The organism is Acidisoma sp. L85 (assembly GCF_009765865.1).
GTDB lineage: Bacteria > Pseudomonadota > Alphaproteobacteria > Acetobacterales > Acetobacteraceae > Acidisoma.
Genome location: NZ_LMUQ01000052.1, coordinates 346,409 through 366,587, shown reverse-complemented (window position 1 = coordinate 366,587; position 20,179 = coordinate 346,409). Strand labels below are relative to the sequence as shown.

Genomic DNA, 20,179 nt, shown 5'->3' with positions numbered 1-20,179 from the left:
TCGACAGACTCAGGGTTCGATGCCCCAAATCTCAAGGTAGTGCTTCTTGTAGTCGTTGGTCGGCGCAAATGCGTCTTTGTCGCCGCCCTCAGCGTTAACATTCTGAGGTGTGACAAGATACGGCGCTTGAACAAATCCGCTCGGCGGCATGTTGTGAAGCGCACGGTTCAGCTCATCAATCGCCTGATACGCTTGCATTTCTGTTGGTTCAGACACTGTTACCGCCTGATACTGACCACTACGGATGCGCTCATAGGCTGAGCGCTGTCCATCCGCGCCGATGAGCTTAACAGCCGAATGGTCGATCATCGCGCCTCGCAAAGCGGGAACCTGGAAGTCAAGCGTATAGTCAGCGACGGCCGTCACATAGAGCGGAGTTCCGTATCTCTGTACCCAAGAGAGAACCAGTTGGGGTTGACGCTGGGCGACTTCAGCGATGGGTGAGTTAACATAGTCGAGAAGTTTGCACCCGGCGCAGGCTTTCAGGCGCTCCACAACCGCTCGGCTTTTAGTTTCAGCGATAGCAAATTCATTGTGACTGGTTACGACAACCCTTGCATGGCCATTCGAGTCCGCGATGATCCAATCGGCTTGTGCTTTGCCAATGTCGCGAGGGTCCTCCTGAATGTTCGTGAACAATCCAAGCTCCTTGTCTGGCCCTGGAAGCGCCGCGGCATGAATGCCGACAATTGGAATATTGCGTGCCTCTGCTTCGGCGATCGCATCCTTCAGACTTTTTGCGTCGGCGGAGGTGATGATGCCATCGACCTTCAATGCAATTGCCTGATTAAAGGCCGTGTTCCAGCCTACGGGAGTCGCTTTGCCGTCGATGACAGTCACGTCCCAGCCGATTTTTCTCCCGGCTTCGGTGATCGCGACACCCCAGGCATGGTTGGCATCATTGCTTTCATCGTTTGAGATGAACGCGATCTTCTTTCCGGCGATCGGTTTGGGCGCGCTGGTTGGCCCATGCCAGCCATTTTGCGGCCCGGCATAGATGACGAGATCATGCTGTGCGCTCGCAACAATGTCGTCAGCGAAGGCGACGCCCGATATCGTGGAAAGAAGTATCGCGCTTGCGACAAACTTTAACCCCGTTCTCATCCCGGCCTCCCAAAGGGGTCTCTTGCTCAGACCCTTCCACAGCACGCTCATATCAGGCGCGATTGATATATGGTCTTACAGGATTTTCCGCGTTTTTCAAGGGAGATGATCAACCTTCTGGGCTGAGACATGGACGGTTTACTCGCTATCATCAACCGCGACGACGACCACCACCGGCCGAACACTAGTCGGCCTGCCGGTTTCGCCCAGGATGGTCTGACAGGTTTGATTTTCAGCGCACGTGCGAGTTGCCGCCGCCTGACGGGCGGCCCTGTCCAGCGTCAGGCGGCGACCTCGGCTAGTACTCCGTCCCCGTTTCCAGCGGCTGAAGGGCTTTCCAGTAGTTGCGGTACACGGCCGCGAGATGCACCTCCATTGCCGCCTGGGCGCCGACGGGATCGCGGGCGAGGATGGCGTCGTAAACGGCTTTATGCTGTTGATACACCTCCATCCGGGTCGCACCTGCACGCGCAGACATGGAGCGTTGTTCAGCAAGCCATTCGTTCAGGGCGTGGTTTAGCGACGTAAATATTGGATTGTGGGCGATCATCGCGAGCGTGTAGTGAAACATGAGGTCGGTGTGCTCAAAGGCTTTCTGGCTACCTTCGATAGCCGAGCGATTAGCCTCAAGTGCCTCGCTCAGAGTCGAAAGATCATCGTCACTGGCGCGTAAGGCAACCTCACGCGTAAGACCAATTTCCAGCAGAGCACGGGCATGCTGGAGATGCCGGGCACCATTGGGCTGATTCAGAAAATGGCGGGCAGCGCCTGAGAGATCGCTGACAATCGTTTGCGGCGTCGGCTTGGTCACGCGAGCCGCGGCACCAGCACGAGCCGAGAGAAGTCCTTTGCGCTGAAGTGAGAAGAGCGCTTCCCGCACCGTCGATCGACCAACCCCGAACTGCTCCATCAATTCACGCTCGGATGGAATCTTTTCTCCCTCCAGGAGCCGACCCGAGAAGATCTGCAGTTCAAGGTTTTCCGCAATTTCCTCATAACGTTTGCGGCGCGCGGCTGGAAACCTTGCCGGTGTATCAGCCATCGTCAGTCGCCCTGCCCATGCTTCGAGACCCTTGACCTGTCAGACCAGATTATGCAGTATCGCGCCTAACGATAAAAGCCCCTGTAGAGGGCTAGCGCGGAAAACGGGGGAAATTCTGTGCCAACAACTTGTTCTGGTCAATGGACCGGAGACTTGTCTCCGATCTGTACAATCGACTCCCGGTGTGAGATTAGCCGTCTCGGTCAATATCTCATCAGACCGGATGGACGGAACACGCTCGCAGATCGCTTTGCGGCTTCCCATTGAGCGAGCCGCGCGCCATCGATCTTGACCCAGAGATTGCAAGCTTCGTCCGACTGGCCGAAGGGTTGGGGCAGATTGACGCCAGTGCAGTGCCGTTGGAGACGCTGCGCGAAAGCGCGCGAGCGCTACGGCTCCCCTGGAATGATGGGGGACCAACGATGGCCGCGACGCGGGAGATGGAGCTTGAGGGCCTGCGTTGTCGCCTGCACCAACCCGTTAGCACGGACGCTCTTGAGCCGGCCACGATCTACCTCCACGGGGGAGGATGGACGCTGCTCGACATCGACACGCACGACAACTTGGCTCGAAGGCTTGCACTGGAGAGCGGAAGGCCCGTCATGTTGGTCGACTATCCGCGGGCGCCCGAAAGCTCGTTTCCGCTACCACTGCTCCGATTGCAAGATTTTATCGCAGAGCTTACCCGACGATCCGCCGATTTTGGTTTGGCCAAGAGTTTCGCTCTGTGTGGAGACTCCGCTGGTGCCAATCTTGCGCTGGCCCTCGCGCTGATGTTGCGAGATGCGGCCGAGAACAACCTTCGCGCGCTAGGCCTCATCTACGGTTCTTATGTTGATCGATACGACTCACCATCGCACCGTGCGTTCGGGGGTGGCGATCTACCGCTATCCACAGCGCGCATGCGCTGGTTTTGGGATAATTATGTGCCGAATGCCGCTGAGCGCGGGGACCCGCTAGCGAGCCCGTTGCATGCCGATCTTACTGGCTTGCCGCCGGTCATGATGACCATCGCTCAATACGACATACTCTATGACGAGAACATCGCCGTCGCTGACAGGCTGGGCGCTGCGGGGAACGAACTCTCGGTGAGAGTGTACCCCGGAACCGTACACGGCTTCGTGGAAGCCGCTGGCGCCGTGGGAGCCGTCATAGCTGAGCGCGCTATTCACGACATGGGAAAGTTCCTTCGTCACCAAATCGGAAATCACGAATGATCATCGATCCTCTAGCCACCCGGGAAATCGGAACGACGGGTCTGAGGGTCAGCCAGCTTGGGCTGGGAGGCGCTCCTCTTGGCGATTTCTCGAGCCGTCTGGTCGAGGAGGAGGCTCTCGCGACGGTCGAAGCTGCATGTCAGATCGGGCTGAAGCTTTTCGATACCTCTCCGTTATACGGTCACGGCCTGTCTGAGCATCGCTTCGGCCATGTCCTGCGAAGCAAGGAACGTAACAGCTTTGTTCTGTCAACCAAGGTCGGGCGCTGGTTGCGTCCGCGACCGCCGGGCGAAATCGATCGGGGCTGGTTCGTCGGCGGTCTCAACTTCGAGCCGGTGGTTGACTACAGCTATGACGCCACGATGCGGTCTCTGGAACAAAGTTTCCAGCGCCTTGGGCTGAACACCATCGACATACTGCATATCCACGATGTCGACGTTTGGACCCACGGACCTGAAAGCTACGAACGGCACTTTCGTGTCGCTGTTGACGGGGCATACAGAGCACTGGAAGAGCTTCGCCGCGCCGGAGTGATCAGGGCCATCGGACTCGGCGTCAACGAGATCGAGCCATGTCTCCGCTTCGCACGCGACTGTGATATCGATTGCTTCCTGCTTGCTGGACGATACACCTTGCTTGAGCATGCGGCGCTCGACGAGTTATTGCCGCTCTGCGAGCGGCGCAACATCAGCATCCTTCTGGGCGGACCCTATAATTCCGGAATTCTTGCAACCGGTGCTGTGGCTGGCGCGACTTATAATTATAAGTCCGCGCCGCCGGAGATCATGGAGCGCGTCTCGGGGATCGAGGCGGTCTGCCGACGTCACCGCGTTCCGATCGCCGCGGCGGCACTTCAATTTCCCTTAGGCCACCCCTGCGTTGCGTCGATGATCCCCGGCGCCATTTCTGCGGAGCAAGTGGAGCGAAACGCTGGCCTCATGCGGACGGAGGTTCCGCCGGATCTTTGGGCCGAGCTAAAGCGCGAAGGGCTGATGCCGGACGCCGCGCGGGTGCCTGCGTGATAGCCACGCCCGGTACGGTGCTGGAAGGTTCAGCCGGATCGGGCGTGGCCCGGCTGTCCGTATCGCAGTTAAGCAAAAGCTTTGGGGGGATTCACGCCCTCCGCGCTGTCAGCTTCGACATTGCGCCGGGCGAAATTCATGCCTTGCTCGGTGAAAACGGGGCAGGAAAATCGACACTGGTCAAGATTGTCTCCGGCCTTCACGTCGCTGACCACGGCGAAGTCTTCCTAGACGGTGTTCCCCGACTATTCCGAACACCCATGGAGGCTCGGCGGGCTGGGGTTGTTGCCGTCTACCAGGACCCGAAGCTGTTTCCACATCTTGATGTGACTGAAAATATCTTCATGGGAGTCCAGCCGCTGCACCGCCTGGGCACTATCGACCGGCGACGTATGTATGACCGCTCTGCCGAACTGCTTTGCGATCTCGAAGCCGGACTTAGCCCAACCGCAATGGTAGCCGGCCTTTCGATCGGGGAGATGCAGTTCGTCGAATTCGCCCGAGCAATGGCCGAAGGCGTCGATCGGCTCCTTTTTCTCGATGAGCCCACGGCGGCTTTGACGCCTTCAGAGACCGAACGCCTTTTTCGGGTGGTTCGGCGACTGCGTGATCGAGGCACCTCGATTGTCTTCATCTCCCATCGCCTTGAGGAACTCGAGGACCTAGTCGACAGTGTCACGGTGTTACGCGATGGTCAGCATGTAACAACAAGGGCGGCAGCCGAGCTCGACGAGGCCGCCGTCGTTCGCCTAATGGTTGGCCGCTCCATTGAGGACCTCTATCCCGGCCGTACCGAATTGGCGGCTGAGACGCCACGCGCTGTGCCGAGCCATCTCGGCGAGGTTCGTCTCAGCGTCCGCGGTCTTGCCCAGCGTGGAGTCTTCGAGAACGTTTCATTCGACGTTCGGGCAGGTGAAGTCGTCGCGATGGCTGGACTGGTCGGCGCAGGGCGTAGCGAGATCGCGCAAACGATCTTTGGCGCGACACCGCCGACTTCCGGGCAAATCTTTGTCGACGGCAAACTGACCAAAGTTTCCAATCCGCGTCAAATGCTATCCCTGGGCCTGGCCTATCTACCCGAGGACCGTGACGGCGAGGGCCTCATTCCCCGCCTCTCCATCATGCGGAACCTTGTGCTGCCGATAATGGGCCGGCTTTCGCATTTTGGTGTCGTAAGCCCGGCCCGAGAGCGGGATGTGAGCCGCCGCTACGCCGCGGACTTACAGATCAAGGCGCAAACCATCGATCAAGCTGTGGCGACGCTCTCAGGCGGCAACCGCCAGAAGGTCGTTCTCGCAAAGTGGCTAGCGATGAATCCGGGGGTGCTGATTCTCGATGAACCGACGCACGGTATAGATATCGGCACCAAGGCGCATGTCCACGCTATCGTGCGTTCATTGGCCGAGCGCGGGCTCGCCATCTTGCTTATTTCCTCCGACCTGCCGGAAGTTCTGCGGATGGGAGACCGCGTTATAGTGGTTGCGGATGGACGCATCACGGGTGTCTTCAGCCGCGCCGACGCGACGCAAGAGGCTATCATGAGCGCGGCGTCGCGGCGCAGAGAACTGGGCCGATGAAAAGGCGCTCCACACCGGGCGCCCTGCAGGCGGAATCCCTCGTGGTGGCGCCCCTGAACCGGGCAGGCGTTGGCCTATTGCGGAACCGGGCCCTTGGAGTTTCGGTATTCCTGGTTCTGCTCGGATTGCTCTTCTCAGGGCTCGCGCCCAATTTCGCGACCCTCGGCAACGTCAATACCATCGCGCTAAACGGGGCAATCCTGGTCGTCGTCGCTTGTGCTGAGGCGATTGTCGTCATCACGCGGAATTATGATCTTTCCATTGGCTCAACCGTCGCACTCGCCTCGTATGTCGGCCTCGACATTGTGCGACACTTTCCCCACGCCGGACCTATTCTGATTTTGGCGCCAGTCGCGATCGGCACAATCTGCGGGGCGATCAACGGCGTGCTCGTAGCTTATGGCCGCCTTCCTTCAGTGGTGGCGACGCTCGGCACGATGTCGGTCTTTCGAGGTCTCGCTTTCCTTTACGCAAATGGCGGCCAGATTAATGGGTCGGACCTGCCTCCTTGGGTCGAACGCACGGCGACCAGTCACATATTCGGCATATCGACACTTTTGCTCGTTGCTAGCGCCGTGGTCGTACTTGCGAGCCTGATGCTTGGAAAGCTGCGCATTGGTCGTCAAATCTACGCAATCGGGTCGAACCCGGAAGCCGCAGTGTTCTATGGCCTCAATGCACGCCGGGTGGTTTTTACCGCTTACACGATGGCCGGAATGCTCACCGGCCTCGCCGCCTTCCTTTTCGCGGCGCGCGCGAGCTGGATCGTGCCCTATCTGGCTCAGGGCCTGGAACTGACGGCGTTGGCGGCTGTCGTCGTGGGCGGTGTCAGCGTTCTCGGTGGATCCGGCACAGCGCTTGGCGCGGCCATTGGTGCGGTCACGCTCGCGACGCTCGACAACGGTCTCGTCCTGCTCGGGGCATCGGAGTTCGCCCGCGAGCTTATGCAGGGCGCCGCGATCGTTGTGGCGGTCGTCGTTGACGCTTTGCTGCAGCGTCGACTCAGGATGGTGCTCAAAATGATGCGCGATCGGAGATTCTCGTGATACGCCGCCTTCCTGGCTGGGAGACGACGCTGGTCGTTCTCCTTGTGTTCGCGGGTGCGGTAGCTAGCTTCACCTCGCCCTTTTATCTCTCATTCGACCAAATTTCCTATTCGTTGCAACAGTCAATCGCCGTTGTCGGGCTGATCGCGCTGGGGCTGATGGCAGTCGTCGTGATCGGTGAAATCGATATCTCGCTCCCCGCCATTATGGCGCTTGGCAATATCCTGTTTGCCCAACTCTCCCAGGCCGGGTTCTCGGTCTGGCTCGCATTTCCCCTAGTGCTCTTTGTCTGTGGACTGTGCGGGCTTCTCAACGGCGTCTTGGTGGTCCTTTTGGGTCTTCCGTCCCTCGCGATTACGCTCGGCGCAATGGGTGTCTACCGGGCGATCGCCTTGCTGCTAGGCGGTCAGCAGGGCTTCGCAGACTTCCTCCCCGGGTATTTCTGGCTAGGTTCCGCGTCCATATCGGGCATCGTCCCCGTTCCTTTGGTCGTATTGTTGATCGCGGCGCTGCTGTTCGGGTTTGTCATGCACTGGACAGTGCTCGGCCGGGCACTTTTTGCCTGCGGTTTAAACGCGCGGACAGCCTTTCTGTCGGGCATCCGCGTTTACGCGGTCAAGATTGTGGCCTTTACCATCGCCGGCGCAATGAGCGGACTCGCGTCCCTTGTCTACATTGGTCAGTTCCAGTCGGCGCGCGCCGACAATGCGAGCGATATGTTGCTCTTCACTGTCACCGCGGTCGTGCTGGGAGGCGTGGACATTTTTGGAGGGAGGGGAAACGTCGTTGGACTCATCCTATCGCTGTTGCTTCTTGGCACATTGGAGAATGGCATGGGACTCGCGAACGTTTCCGGATCTGTGCAGACTCTGGCGATCGGAACAGTGCTGATCGTCAGCGTGCTCATCGCGCAGGCCGGGTCATGGTCCACCGTGATGAAACGGCTGGGCGTGAACTCGTAGAACTAAGATCTCATAAATCGCTTTAGGGAGAGCTAAGATGGATAAAGAAATGATCCGGCGCTGCACCGAAGCTATGAATGAAGGGAGGATGTCGCGGCGCAAATGGCTACAGCTGATGCTGGCCAGCGGGCTTTCGATGTCCACTATCAGCGCCATGCTGGCAAATACCGGTGTCTTGGTTGGTCGTGCGGACGCAGCCACGCCACTGAGAGTCTTCAACGTGCCAAAGTTCACCGGCTTTGTCTATTTCGAGCTGGCCAAGGCCGGAGGCGAAAAGGCTTGCAAAGAACTAGGAGCGCAGCAGATCTATATCGGCACCACAACCGCTGATGTGGAGGGTCAAGTCCATGTGTTGCAAAACATCGTGCCTCAAAGGCCGGACTGCATAGTAATCGCGGCGCTTGATATCAACGCGCCCGTTCCAACCCTGAAGCAGGCGCGTCGGCGGGGCGCGATCGTCGTGACATTCGACGCCGATGTCGCTCCCGCCGGTCGAGATCTCTTCATCAACATGGCACCATTCGACGTGCAGGCGAGGGCGATGCTGGAGTCGGCTCTGGCTAACGCCCCTGACGGCGGCAAGGCGATCTGGATCGCGCCGACGCCCACTGTGGCGAATTTCATTTCACAAAAAAAGGCGATCGACGATCTCATCGCCAAAGACCCAAAATTCAAGTCGATCCAATTCGTGGATACGCTCTACGCCAACGACGACGCCGATAAGAGCTACTCCATCGGCACATCTGCGATGCAGGCACATCCTGACCTCAAGCTCTTCATATCCGGATCCGGCATCAGTACTCCAGCAATCAACAAGGCGATTCAGGATACGGATCGTGTCGGTAAGGTCTTCGCGACGGGTTTTGCCCTACCAAGCACGATGAAGACCTATCTGAGCAGCGGCACTTGCAAACAATACGCGCTCTGGAGCCCATACAAATACGGCTACATGGCGACCTACTTCGCGATTCTTCTCAAGTCCGGCAAGATCAAGAACGCAGAGGGTGTTGCCGTCGACGTGCCGACCATAGGCAGTCGAACAATCGAGGAAGGCTCAGTCGCCGATTTGTCTTCGATGCTCTTTTTCAGCAAAGGACACGACGACTTCGACACGGCTACTCCGATGACCTGACCTCAGAGGCTCCACCGAGCGGCGCGAACGGACGGAACGCGGGATACGGTGTCTTGTCGACTGGTTGGTGGGTCTCTCGATTGGCTGTCGGACTTTCGCAATTCCTTGATCGACATTCGTCTGGTATCGTTCGTTCTCTCAGGTTCGCGTCAAAGGACGCGTGGCGGCTGTTACAATCAGAATGATGATGGCACCCGTTAGCAGGTAACGCAGGCCCACGGGTGTCCGGAACGAGTTCAGCATGATGGTCAGCAAATTAAAGAAGAGAGCCGATCCCCAGATGCCGATCGCATTAGCCTGGCCGCCCGCGACGCTCGTGCCACCCAACACGACGACAGCAATCGACTCCATCAAATAGGTATCGCCCATGTTAAGGGCTGCCCCGCCGGTGAAACCTGCGAGAAGGAACCCCGCAAGTCCCGAAAAAAGCCCGGCGCCCGCGTAGCTGATCAACCGCACCTGCCGTGTCCTGATCCCCGCGAAGCGCGCCGCAGCCTCACTTTGCCCGGTTGCCAGCAAGCGCCGGCCGAACAAGCTGCGCTTTAGCCCAATCGCGAGGCCAATCGTGAGTAATACCACCAGGACGGCCAGAACACTCACCGGTCCGACGCTCAAGCTCGTGAAAGCTGACAGAAGCGATGGCGGCTTTATCGTCGCATCGCCGCCGGCATTCATCGCAAGTGACTGGAAGACAAAACTGGAAGCTAGCGTCGCGATGATCGGCGGCAGGCGCAACAGCAGAATCGCGGCATAGTTAAAGGCGCCCGCAAGCAAGCCCACGGCCGCGACAACCAGCAATCCGACAGGTATCCAGGCGTTGGAACCGTGCATCACGCCCATGCCGATATAGGCACAGAGCGTCAGAACCGCGGGCACGGACAGGTCGATATTACCCGGACCCGAGGTGATCACGAGCATCTGACTGATCGCCACGAGAACACTGAAGATGCTGAATGCCATGGCCGCATGGAAGGTCGCACTCGCACCGCCCCCGCGGGAGACGATAATGGTCGCGACAAACAAAACAGCCGCGCCGATGAAACCGAAAAGCCAAGGGGATTGGCGGATCGAGTGGCTTTGCATGATTAACGCCCACTGCGCCCGATGAACACTCGGCCGGCAAGAACCAGAAACAGAATGACCCCTTGCGCTCCGACCTGCCAAACTGGCGGAACATTGAGAAAACTCAGAAGTGACCCGGCGAGCGAGAGCGTCATCGCGCCCACCACCGTTCCGACCGGAGAGACGAGGCCACCTGTGAAACTGCCACCGCCCAGGATGACGGCGCCGACGCCGAGCAGGGTGTAGGTCGGCGCGATGTTGGGGTCGCCCGAGGTGGTGAGGCCGGAAAGCGCAAGGCCGGACAGAACGGCAAGTCCCCCGGCAGTGCCGTACATCATGATCCGGGCCTGCAAAAGCGACCAGCCGGCGCGCGCGGCGGCACGAGGATTCGCCCCTGCACCCAGCAGAACAACGCCATAGGCGCTTCGCTTCAGTAGCCAGTGCCCAGCCGCCGCCAAGGCGACGGCAATCACCAGTGGTAGAGGAATCCAGGGCGTTTGCAGCGCCATCGTGGCCGTGAGCCAGTCCGGCGCCGTGCCCCCAGGAGACGGCAAAATCAACAAGGCGAGGCCAAGCCAGACGAAGGACATCCCGAGCGTGACAATGATCGAGGGTAGGCTCCGAAGCTGAATCAGCACGCCGACCGCGGCATAGGCGACGATGCCCGCGGCCAAGAGCAACATCGCGATGAACGGCTTGTCCCGCAGGAAGACAGCCACGACGCAGGTAACAAAACCAACGAAGTTGCCCACCGAGAGATCGATGTCACCGAGGCAGATGACGAGCATCTGAGCCATAGAAGCCAGAATGAGCGGGACCGCCAAATTGAATAGCAGTCCGAAGCCAAAATAGCTGAACGCGGCGGGGCGGATCGCGAAGATGACGACCAGCATGACGACGAGCGCGATAAAGGGCAGCGCGAGCTGCAGATGGTCAGGGTTCATGCGATGGCCCGCGCGACGAGCGGGCTGGCGCTTCTTGCCGATCCCTACCGACGGCGGCGGGCGGACTACCTCAGACAAGGGCGTCCTCCCCGAAGGACGCCTGCACGATGCGGGCGGAAGTCACCTCCGTGCCCTGCAACCGTGTCGTCGCTCGCTGCTGATGAAAGATGTAGACGGTATCGCAGTTGGCCATTTCCTCGATCTCGGAGGCGAACCAGACGAAGCAGCGGCCGGCGGCCGCTTCCTCCCTGATCATGCGATAGACCTCCTGCTTAGTACCCACATCGACGCCGCGCATGGGATCGTCGAGGAAGATGATCGGCGCGTCCGTCGCCAAAGCACGCGCGAACAATACTTTTTGCTGGTTGCCGCCGCTAAGTGTGGTGAGCAAGCGGTCGATCCCGTCGGTTTTGACCTTCATGCGGTCAACCCAATCCCGCGCCATCACACGCTCCCGCACGCGGGAAATCAGTAATCCGTCGCGCAAGGCGGCAATGCTGCGGATGGTCATGTTCTCGCAGATCGACCAGAGGGGAAAGACGCCTTCAGCGCCGCGGTCTCCCGCGACATACGCGGCTTCACCCTCACCACCGGCGGCGAAGAACAGCATGCGCAGCCGCTCGCGCTGACCATGACCGTCTAGGCCGGCAAAGCCCACGACCTCTCCAGCCGACGCCTCTATCGGCAGTTCCTGCCCAGGCGTGCCCGGTGTTGCGATGCGCTTGATACCGAGGCTTCGCCGCGTCGCCTCCTCCGCAAGCGGCGTCTCGATATGGCCCATCATCCCGACGAGATCCCGGCGCCTGAGACCAGCCGCTTCACGACGTCCCACCACCTCGCCGTCGACCATCACCACCACGCGGTCGCAGACTTCGAGGATCTCGTCGAGCCTGTGGGAAATCAGGATGGAAGCAACGCCGCGATCGGCTGCACGCCGGATGAACCGCAGCAATTGTGCGGTGGCCTCATGGCCGAGAGATGATGTGGGCTCATCGAGGATGACGAACCGCGCCGGCAGGTCGGTATCGGTATAGGCGCGGGCAATCTCCACCATCTGGCGCTCCGCCAGAGACAGGTCCTCCACCTTCGCCCTGAGCGGGATGCCATGCTCAGGAAAAATATCCTCGAGCATGCCGTGGATCAGTCGCCCTGCCCGTCCGCGCCAGCCGAAGCCGCGCAGGCTCGCATGCAACATGCGTGTATTCTCGGCCAGATCCAGATTCCGGCACAACGACAATTCCTGGAATACGCAGCGCACACCATGGCGCAGCGCCTTGGCTGGACTGTAGTCTGCGCCGATCGCAGTCCCGCCGATCAGGAAGTCGCCTGCATCACGGCCGACGACACCCGCGATGATGTTCATCAGCGTGGACTTACCGGCACCATTGTGGCCGACAAGCCCCACCACATCGCCGGCAACAATGGAGAAGTCCGTCCCCCGGAGTGCGCGAACAGGTCCGAAGGATTTGGCGGCTGCCCGAAGCTCAAGTGTGGGTCGCTCGCGGAGAGTCGATAGAGCCATCAAACGACCTACCCGTTCTCGCTGTCCGTTCCGATTGCACCAATAGTTAGGGAGCCGGCGGCGGAACCGGCGGCATGGCCGAGTGATTGGTGTTGGCATCGATGATCTTGACAACAAGATCTTTGGGATAGGGCGGGTTGGCGACTCCACCTGGCGGAATCGTCCTGAGATAGGCGTCGAGATTGGTTTGATCTACGCGCAACAGAGGCACGATCACTTTCTTCGGCACGGTTTTGCCGGCTAGGATCTGCTGCGTGACCCAGAAACTGATCTGCGAAATGCTAGGCGTCGCGGAAATGGCGAAGGTCTCGTAGCCATTCTTGTCGTGTTCCTGCTTCCACCACGCCAGTTCGTCCTGCCGATTCCCCATGATGATGATGGGCACCTTGCGATTGGAATTCTGGAAGGCGATGGCCGCGCCGTAGCCGTCCCCACCTTGGGTCACGACGGCATCCACCTGCGGCAGCGACGGCAGGATTCCGCTCACCTCCTTTTGCGCAACCGTTGAGGTCCACTGGCCATAAACCGTGCCCACGATCTTGAGGCCCGGATAGGCGGTCATGGCGGCATGTACGCCGTCGCTTATGTCCTTGTCCGTGGAATCGCCCGCGATGCCGCGAATTTCAAGGATGTTGCCATGCCCATTGAGGCGCTTGGCGATATATTCGATTTCCTGTTTGCCATAGGACGACCAATCGTAGTTGACCTGCCAAGCGCAGGATGCGGTCACGATGCCTGCGAAGGAAACCACGGTGATCCCTTGGGCACAGGCGGATTTGACGACACCATTCAGTGCGGAAGATGACGCGGCCAACACGGCGATGCCGTTGTAGCCCTGCAGAATCATGTTCTGAATCTGCGACGCTTGTTCAGTGACCGAGCTGTTGGCACTGACGACTGTTGCGCCCTTGATCGTCTTAGCGGCGATTTCTTGCGCGGTGACATTCTGCCAATCTTTGACCATGACTTGCCGGAATGAATTCCCATTGTAGGAATTGCTCAAGGCGATGGTCTTGCCCGTGGTGCTGGTTGTGCCGGGTCCATCCGCGGCCTCCGCTGCAAGCGGCATCGCCACAATAGCAGTGAAAGCTAGAAGCGCTTGCCTGGTCAGGCCGATGCACAGACCACGTAGCGCTTCAGCAGCGTCTGGGTTTACTTGGCTATGGATCAATGGTCGCACTCCCTGTTGTGCGGCGCCGCGATTCGCGCGGCCGAATTTTGAGCCGGATCTCAATCCGAAGAAGCAAAGTATACTACCATGGCAGTTTACCGAAGTGAACTAAATCACAGCGGCAGCCCATCGATTTCCGCCACCGCATTCATGACGCCGCGCAATTCGGCAAGCCCCTTGAGACGACCGATAACCGGGTAACCCGGGTGAGTTTTCTTGCCAACATCGTCAAGCAACTCGTGCCCGTGGTCGGAGCGCATGGGGATGCGCCAGCGCGGGTCGCCCGTCGCACGGCGTCGGCCGGCGGCCTCCAGCAGCGCGCGAACTACCGGCACCATGGCAACGTCGCCACCGAGATGATTGGCCTCCATAAACGAGCCATCCGGCTCCTTGAGGACATTGCGCAGATGAGCGAACCAAGTCCGGTCCGCGAAGCGTCTGGCGATGGCGGGCAAATCATTCGCCGGTCCCGCGCCAAGCGAGCCGGTGCAGAGCGTCAAGCCGTTCGCCGGGCTGTCGATGGCACTCAAAATAAAGGCGATGTCGTCTTCGCTCGAGGCTATGCGACTGAGGCCGAACATGGGACGGGGAGGATCGTCCGGATGGATGCAAAGGCGGATACCCGCCTCTTCTGCTGTGGGCACAACCTCTTTCAGAAACCGTACGAGATTGGCGCGTAGCGCGGTTTTGTCGATACCCTGATAGCTGTTGAGCATGCGTCGCAGACTCGGGACGTCATAGCGGTCGTACGCCCCGGGCAACCCGGCCATGATCGCCGCCAGCAGCGCGTCTCTCTCCGCCTCGTCCGAAGCGTTGAACCAGACCCGCGCGCGGTCAAGCAGCGGCGCGTCATATTCGTCCTCAGCATTGGGACGCGCGAGAACGAAGCAGTCGAAGGCCGCGATCTCGTGGGCATTGTAGCGCAACGCATTGCCGCCGCCCGGTAGCGGGGCCCGCAACTGCGTCCGTGTCCAGTCCAGGATCGGCATGAAGTTGTAGCAGACGGTCCGAACCCCCACGGTGGCCAGGTTCCGCAACGACTGGCGATAGGCGTCGAAATGCCCGTCGAGAGCGCCGCTGCCGCGTTTGATGTCCTCATGGATCGGGAGGCTCTCCACCACGCTCCAGCGCAGCCCAAGCGCAGGATCCGCCTCAATCAACCCCTTGCGCGCCTCGATGCTCTCGAGGGTCCATAGGACGCCGTAGGGAATGTCATGCAGCGCGGTCACTATGCCGGTGGCGCCGGTTTGAGCGACATCGCGCAGCGTCACGATGTCGCTCGGGCCGAACCATCGCCAAGTCTGCTCCATTCGTTATGCGTCCTTCTTGTGCAGGAGATATCGTTCGACGGTCACTCTGGCGCCATCGCGCGCCAGGCGGGCATAGGCGCCTTCGATTGCCCGGATGAAGCCGTCATGGCGCTCAAGGTCGGTGCCAAAAATCGCTTTTTCGGACAGAAGAGCGCGAACGGCCCCTTCGGACCCGGCGCCCTCAATGCGGGCACGGAGGCCAGCGGCAAGAGGGTCGCGCACATCGATCGCAGCGCCTGTTTCATCGATGCCGCCGACGTAGCGGCACCAGGCTGCAATGGTCAGCGCGAGGCAGGGGATCGGCAGGCCACGGGCCAGACGATCGCGGACCGAGCCTAAAAGGCGCTGGGGCAGCTTCTGTGATCCGTCCATGGCAATCTGCCAGGTCCGGTGCTGGATGGCGGGGTTGCGGAAACGCTCCGCCAGATCGCGGGTATAGTCGACCAGATCCGTCTCAGGTGGCGGCGGAACAGTCAAAAGCACCTCCGCCCAGAGGCGATCTACGAACGCCGCAAGAACTGGATCAGCCATTGCCTCGGCGATTGTCTGGCGCCCGGCCAGATAGCCCACATAGGCGAGCGCGGAATGCGCGCCATTGAGTAGACGCAGCTTCATGAGCTCGAAGGGCTCGACATTCTCGGTGAGCATCGCGCCGACTCGTTCCCAACGCGGCCGCAGGCCATCAATAAAATGGTCCTCGATCACCCATTGGCGGAAAGGCTCGTGCGAAACCGGCGCCGCATCAGCGAACCCGGTGAGCATCGCAGCTTCAACCGCATCCTCGGGCACCGCCGCCGGAACAATCCGGTCGACCATGCTGCAGGGGAACGCGCCGTCTGCTGCGATCCAGGCCGAGAGGTCAGGGGCACCGACTTCGGCGAAGTTGGCGACAAGTCCCGCGAGCAACCGGCCGTTGGCGGGAAGATTGTCGCAACTCAGCACGGTGAAGGGTCTGACGCCCGCAAGGCGCCGACGACGCAACGCCTCCACAATGAAACCGACAGCGGTCCGCGGGGCATCAGGCTTGGCCAAATCATGCACGATATCCGGGTGTGACAGATTCAGGCGCCCGCTGGCGGGATCGTGGCAATAACCCTTTTCTGTCACCGTAAGCGTAACAATTGCCGTTGCGGGTGCCGTGAGCGCGTCTAGCACGTTGCTCGGGTTCTCGGGCGCCACCAACACCCCCGAGAGGCAATTGACGATGCGGGCGGTATTGCCGCGAGGTCCGCGCTCGATCGCCGTGTAAAGATAGTCCTGCGGGGCAAGGCGGTCCCGCTGATCCGGTCGCTGCAGACTGACGCCAAGGATATCCCAGGCCTCTCCACCCGCCGCTTCCGCGTCCTCGGCATAAAGTGCCAGGTGAGCGCGGGCGAACGCCCCGATACCGAGATGGACGATACGCCGGTCAGCAGGACCGCGCGGCGACGGATGCGTCTTGCGGGACAACCGTGGTGAGGTTGAGACGTCAGGCATCGAACGCCAACTGTCCCCTCGCTTGTTGCCCACAAATCCCGGTCCTGCTCACGCGAACCAGGACGTCTGTTGCCCCAAGCGCCTCGTCGGGGCCGAAAATCAGCGCCAGCCGATACGGCTGTTCGACGATGACCTCGACCATTTGCCATCTCCCATACTAGTCGGCTAGATTGACCATAGGGGCGCCACCAGGTCAAGCAGACTTGTCGAAACTCGGTGGAGCACTGAAACGGTCAATGGTCGGCGCCGCGCTGTCGTGCCTCGCGTTCGTCGCCTCAGTCTGGGAGTTAGTCGATGAGCATTGGGATCGCCCAGCAGCTTGGACCGTCTGAAGGGCTAGGCCCCATTGGCCTGCATGTGCGTAAGATCATCGAGGAGCGAATTGTCACGAACGTCTTCCGGCCCGGCGAGCGACTCTCGGAGAACGATTTGGCCGAACTTCTCGGCGTCAGTCGCCAGCCGATACGTGAGGCGCTCATTCGACTAACGGAAGCGGGGCTTGTGCGTGTCATGCCCCAACGCGCCACGATCGTGACCCGGATATCCGTCGCGCGTGTCAATAGCGCACGGTTCCTGCGTGCGGCAGTGGAACGGGCGGTCGTTCGTGAGGCCGCGCTTCAGGCCAAACCTCACCACATCGCACAGATGCGCGCGCTGATTCGGGAGCAGACGACGGCTATTCGGGAGGGTGATCACGCGCGTTTTCTCGCGCTCGACGACGATCTTCACCGGGCTTTCGCTGTATCCATGGCCCATGAGGGCGTCTGGCGAACATTGCAGAACGTCAAACTACAGATGGACCGCGTGCGATACCTCAGCCTCCCCGACGCAACGCCGGCATCACGACTGATTCGCCAACATGCTGCAATCGTCGACGCAATCGCGGCACGCGACCCGGATGCGGCGGAGGCCATGATGCAGAAGCATCTGGAAGAGCTTCTCAGCTCCCTCCCCCGACTCGTCGCACGGTTGCCGGAGTATTTCGATAGTTCCGATGTCGCCTGAGGGATCCGGAAAGGAGATCAATGATGCGCGTCTCGCGCGCCTCCGCCGGTCCTCATGGTATCGCCACGAGGGGGCGGACCTGTGTTCTGTGCCACCCTTCTGCGTGTCGCTGCCAATAGTCCTGCTTCAGTTTTGACGAAAGTGCACCGGGTCGGTCGTTGCCAACTATCCGCTTTCCGATGCGTGAGACCGGCATTACGCCACCGGCCGTAGTGGCGCAAAAAACCTCGTCGGCGTCCTCGAGCAAAGCGCGCGGGATTGGCGCAATGGTCGCTGTGATCCCCATTTCTGCACAAAGTTCCAAGACGGACCGACGCGTGATCCCATGCAGGCTGCCGCGGTCCGGGGTCAGAACCCGACCGTCCTTCACGATGAAAATGTTGAAGCCAGGTCCTTCAGTAACGAAGCCATCTGCGTCGCATAGCACGGCGGTATCGTAGCCATTATCGTGGGCCTCAAAAAGGCCGGTAGTCAGATCACTCCATTGATAATTCTTCACCGTTGGATCAACGGAGGCGTCAGGAACACGTGGTGTGCTAGCGATCCAAAGATGGGCACCACGAGCCTGCACGTCCGGCGGAATGACATCAATCCATGGTAGCGCGTAAGCGACGAGATGGTTCTCGCAATCGGCCGGCCGCCGTGAACCGGCTGTGCGGGGCCGCCCTCGCAGCGCGACCATTGCTACATAAGCATCTTGCAATCCGGTGAGAGCAACGCAGCGATGGAGCACTGCCTCAATCGCAGACCTGTCTTCCGGGGGACGAAGACGTCGGGATTCCATCGAACGCTCGAACCGATCTAGGTGGTCACTAAGTCGAAAGAACCCGCCCTGGAATACATGCACAACGTCATAGACAGCATCGGATCGTGTAAATCCCCAGTCCGTCACTGGAATGGCGGCCTCTGCGATGGGGAGGTAGCGGCCCTTCACATAGGCTGCTCCAGCGGTATACGAGGATTGATCCATACTGAGTGTCTCCAAGCAGTTCACGGTCGGCGAACATGGCTGCGGCTGTAATCTCTAGCGGCCAACAAACGAACAAGCCGCAGCAGCCACGACCTCATAGCGCGGCATCGATGGAAACAGCAAATTGGCCGACGGCCAGCGCTGAAACGGCACCTTCCGATTAGAACTGGATGACGAGCCGTCCTCTCGTACCGCCAGCCTCTAGCCGGCGATGGACGTCAGCCGCCATCTCCGGCGGATAGACATCTGCCACGCGAAGCGTGAGTCTGCCGGCCTCGACCTCCTGTCGGAGCCGATCGAGCTTCTCCAGCTCCTGCGCGTAGGAACGCACAAAGGTTGTCGTGAAGTGGATGTCCCGCTGCGGGATGCCTTGGAATCCGCGGACAGACGTGAAGCCGCCTCCGTCACGAACAGCGGAGATGACAGGCTCATTGAGCACCGCTCCGTCTGCTAGTCCGTCGACCCCTTGAGGAAAGTGGCTGCGAATCCGCGACGCGACGTCATCGCCTCGTTTAACAACGATGTCGGCCCCGAGCGATGCAACCAGCTTTTCGTCTTTTTCGGAAGCATCGGCGATGACCGTGAGCCCGTCGGCTTTGGCGAGTTGGATGACGTAGCCGCCGTAAGCGCCCGCAGCGCCGGTCACTGCGATGACCTGGCCCGGAGACAGCTTGAGCAGATCAAGGGATAGCCGGGCCGTCAGACCGTTCATCGGCAAGGTGCAGGCCTCCGAGTGAGGCTTTCCGGAAGGTGCCTTCACAACCGATCGGGCATCAAGCACAATTTGCTCGCGATAGGCACCATGGCTGCCTTTGGGCAAAACGATCGCGATGACGGCGTCCCCAACCTTCAGCCTGTCGGGAACGCCACTTCCAACTTCATCGACGATCCCCGCTGCCTCCATTCCCGGCACGTAAGGCGGCGGATCGGCCTTCTGCTGTTCGGCGCGTGTCCCGTCTCGGGCCAGCACGTCCGTAGGGTTGACCGTCGCTGCACGCACGCGGACCCGCACCTGTCCAGAGCCGGCGTGAACTTCGGGCAATTCGACGACCCGTAGAACCTCAGGACCGCCATGAATGAATAATCCCACTGCGCGCATCGCTTCGTCCTTCATCCAATAGGCCAAGTCGCGTTTGGCACCCGCAGGAATGGTAATGGACCGACCCGCCTAAGGTCCAGGATGCGATCGGTCAGCGTGGAACTAGCGGTGTCCTGCGGAAGCCGAGATCCGCGGCGCAATGGTCTTGGATCGCGAACTTACCTTGCAACACGCTACGTCGGAACATGATTTTTCGGAAGATGTAGCATGTCCGGCTCAATAGCCGTCGAAAGGGCCGGAGCCCGGAATGAAAGAACTGCCGCCCAGTTCCTTACGGCGCGGGTTCAGCTTGCGTCCCGACCCCGACAGCTACCTTATTTCCGAGCGGGTATCGTCTCTCAAGGCGCTCTGCGCAGCTGTGGCGGCTCACATGGCCGTGAAGCCGTCACGGCAACGCTGAAGCGCGGCACTTATCTCATCAACACGGCACGCGGCAGACTCGTTGACCGCGACGCTGTCTTGCGGGCACCGGTGCGAAATCCTACAAACTGATCTGAGGTACAGCTGCGAGTCCGGCC

General features: G+C 60.3%; 18 protein-coding genes. 7 read left to right on the top strand and 11 right to left on the bottom strand.

Annotated elements, in window-relative coordinates:
- Positions 1-9: 9 nt before the first annotated feature.
- Together GSQ83_RS17455 and GSQ83_RS17450 are read right to left on the bottom strand one after the other, a co-directional pair.
- Entirely contained in the window at positions 10-1,155 is a 1,146-nt protein-coding gene (locus GSQ83_RS17455) for a substrate-binding domain-containing protein (RefSeq protein ID WP_216850280.1), read from the bottom strand.
- A 247-nt stretch (positions 1,156-1,402) separates the two neighbouring features.
- Positions 1,403-2,146 carry an FCD domain-containing protein gene (locus GSQ83_RS17450; protein ID WP_158804132.1) on the bottom strand — a complete coding sequence of 248 codons (744 nt, stop codon included), beginning with the start codon at positions 2,144-2,146 and terminating at the stop codon, positions 1,403-1,405.
- Between the two features lie 263 nt (positions 2,147-2,409).
- On the opposite strand from GSQ83_RS17450, the gene GSQ83_RS17445 reads away from it, so the two are divergent.
- From GSQ83_RS17445 to GSQ83_RS17420, 6 genes are read left to right on the top strand one after another with little or no spacing between them, the layout of a single operon-like run.
- A complete protein-coding gene (locus tag GSQ83_RS17445; RefSeq protein WP_158804131.1) occupies positions 2,410-3,363 on the top strand; it encodes an alpha/beta hydrolase in 954 nt (317 codons plus the stop codon).
- Positions 3,360-4,385, top strand: coding sequence for an aldo/keto reductase (locus GSQ83_RS17440; RefSeq protein WP_158804130.1), 1,026 nt, complete (start codon positions 3,360-3,362; stop codon positions 4,383-4,385). Before GSQ83_RS17445 ends, GSQ83_RS17440 begins: the two co-directional genes overlap by 4 nt.
- A complete protein-coding gene (locus GSQ83_RS17435) occupies positions 4,382-5,962 on the top strand; it encodes a sugar ABC transporter ATP-binding protein (RefSeq protein ID WP_216850279.1) in 1,581 nt (526 codons plus the stop codon). Before GSQ83_RS17440 ends, GSQ83_RS17435 begins: the two co-directional genes overlap by 4 nt.
- Positions 5,959-7,008 carry an ABC transporter permease gene (locus GSQ83_RS17430; RefSeq protein ID WP_158804129.1) on the top strand — a complete coding sequence of 350 codons (1,050 nt, stop codon included), beginning with the start codon at positions 5,959-5,961 and terminating at the stop codon, positions 7,006-7,008. Before GSQ83_RS17435 ends, GSQ83_RS17430 begins: the two co-directional genes overlap by 4 nt.
- Complete coding sequence (locus GSQ83_RS17425; RefSeq protein ID WP_158804128.1) at positions 7,005-7,970, top strand: ABC transporter permease; 966 nt, start codon at positions 7,005-7,007, stop codon at positions 7,968-7,970. The genes GSQ83_RS17430 and GSQ83_RS17425 overlap by 4 nt, the downstream gene beginning before the upstream one ends.
- A 37-nt stretch (positions 7,971-8,007) precedes the next feature.
- The gene (locus GSQ83_RS17420; RefSeq protein WP_158804127.1) at positions 8,008-9,102 is read left to right on the top strand and encodes an autoinducer 2 ABC transporter substrate-binding protein; all 1,095 of its coding nucleotides are present in this window, start codon (positions 8,008-8,010) and stop codon (positions 9,100-9,102) included.
- Between the two features lie 138 nt (positions 9,103-9,240).
- On the opposite strand, the gene GSQ83_RS17415 is transcribed toward GSQ83_RS17420, so the two are convergent.
- The 7 genes from GSQ83_RS17415 to GSQ83_RS17385 all read right to left on the bottom strand — a co-directional run bounded on the left by GSQ83_RS17415 (position 9,241) and on the right by GSQ83_RS17385 (position 16,729).
- Complete coding sequence (locus tag GSQ83_RS17415) at positions 9,241-10,185, bottom strand: ABC transporter permease (RefSeq protein ID WP_158804126.1); 945 nt, start codon at positions 10,183-10,185, stop codon at positions 9,241-9,243.
- Between the two features lie 2 nt (positions 10,186-10,187).
- Positions 10,188-11,186, bottom strand: coding sequence for an ABC transporter permease (locus tag GSQ83_RS17410; RefSeq protein WP_254065744.1), 999 nt, complete (start codon positions 11,184-11,186; stop codon positions 10,188-10,190).
- Positions 11,179-12,630, bottom strand: a complete 1,452-nt coding sequence (locus tag GSQ83_RS17405; RefSeq protein ID WP_158804125.1) for an ATP-binding cassette domain-containing protein — start codon at positions 12,628-12,630, stop codon at positions 11,179-11,181. Before GSQ83_RS17405 ends, GSQ83_RS17410 begins: the two co-directional genes overlap by 8 nt.
- A gap of 46 nt (positions 12,631-12,676) precedes the next feature.
- Positions 12,677-13,699, bottom strand: a complete 1,023-nt coding sequence (locus tag GSQ83_RS17400; protein ID WP_158804223.1) for an ABC transporter substrate-binding protein — start codon at positions 13,697-13,699, stop codon at positions 12,677-12,679.
- 215 nt (positions 13,700-13,914) lie between these two features.
- Positions 13,915-15,111, bottom strand: a complete 1,197-nt coding sequence (gene uxuA / locus GSQ83_RS17395) for a mannonate dehydratase (protein WP_158804124.1) — start codon at positions 15,109-15,111, stop codon at positions 13,915-13,917.
- Between the two features lie 3 nt (positions 15,112-15,114).
- Complete coding sequence (locus tag GSQ83_RS17390) at positions 15,115-16,587, bottom strand: mannitol dehydrogenase family protein (protein WP_158804123.1); 1,473 nt, start codon at positions 16,585-16,587, stop codon at positions 15,115-15,117.
- The gene (locus tag GSQ83_RS17385) at positions 16,580-16,729 is read right to left on the bottom strand and encodes a hypothetical protein (protein ID WP_158804122.1); all 150 of its coding nucleotides are present in this window, start codon (positions 16,727-16,729) and stop codon (positions 16,580-16,582) included. The genes GSQ83_RS17390 and GSQ83_RS17385 overlap by 8 nt, the downstream gene beginning before the upstream one ends.
- A gap of 152 nt (positions 16,730-16,881) precedes the next feature.
- Here GSQ83_RS17385 and GSQ83_RS17380 point away from each other — a divergent pair, with 152 nt between their 5' ends.
- On the top strand, positions 16,882-17,592 hold the full coding sequence (locus GSQ83_RS17380) for a GntR family transcriptional regulator (RefSeq protein WP_158804121.1): 711 nt from the start codon (positions 16,882-16,884) through the stop codon (positions 17,590-17,592).
- Positions 17,593-17,644: 52 nt separating this feature from the next.
- Here GSQ83_RS17380 and GSQ83_RS17375 read toward each other — a convergent pair whose 3' ends face one another.
- Together GSQ83_RS17375 and GSQ83_RS17370 are read right to left on the bottom strand one after the other, a co-directional pair.
- Entirely contained in the window at positions 17,645-18,526 is an 882-nt protein-coding gene (locus tag GSQ83_RS17375; protein ID WP_254065742.1) for an aminotransferase class IV, read from the bottom strand.
- 196 nt (positions 18,527-18,722) lie between these two features.
- Positions 18,723-19,661 (bottom strand): NADP-dependent oxidoreductase, encoded by a 939-nt coding sequence (locus GSQ83_RS17370; protein WP_158804119.1) that lies wholly within the window; start codon positions 19,659-19,661, stop codon positions 18,723-18,725.
- Positions 19,662-20,179: the final 518 nt, after the last annotated feature.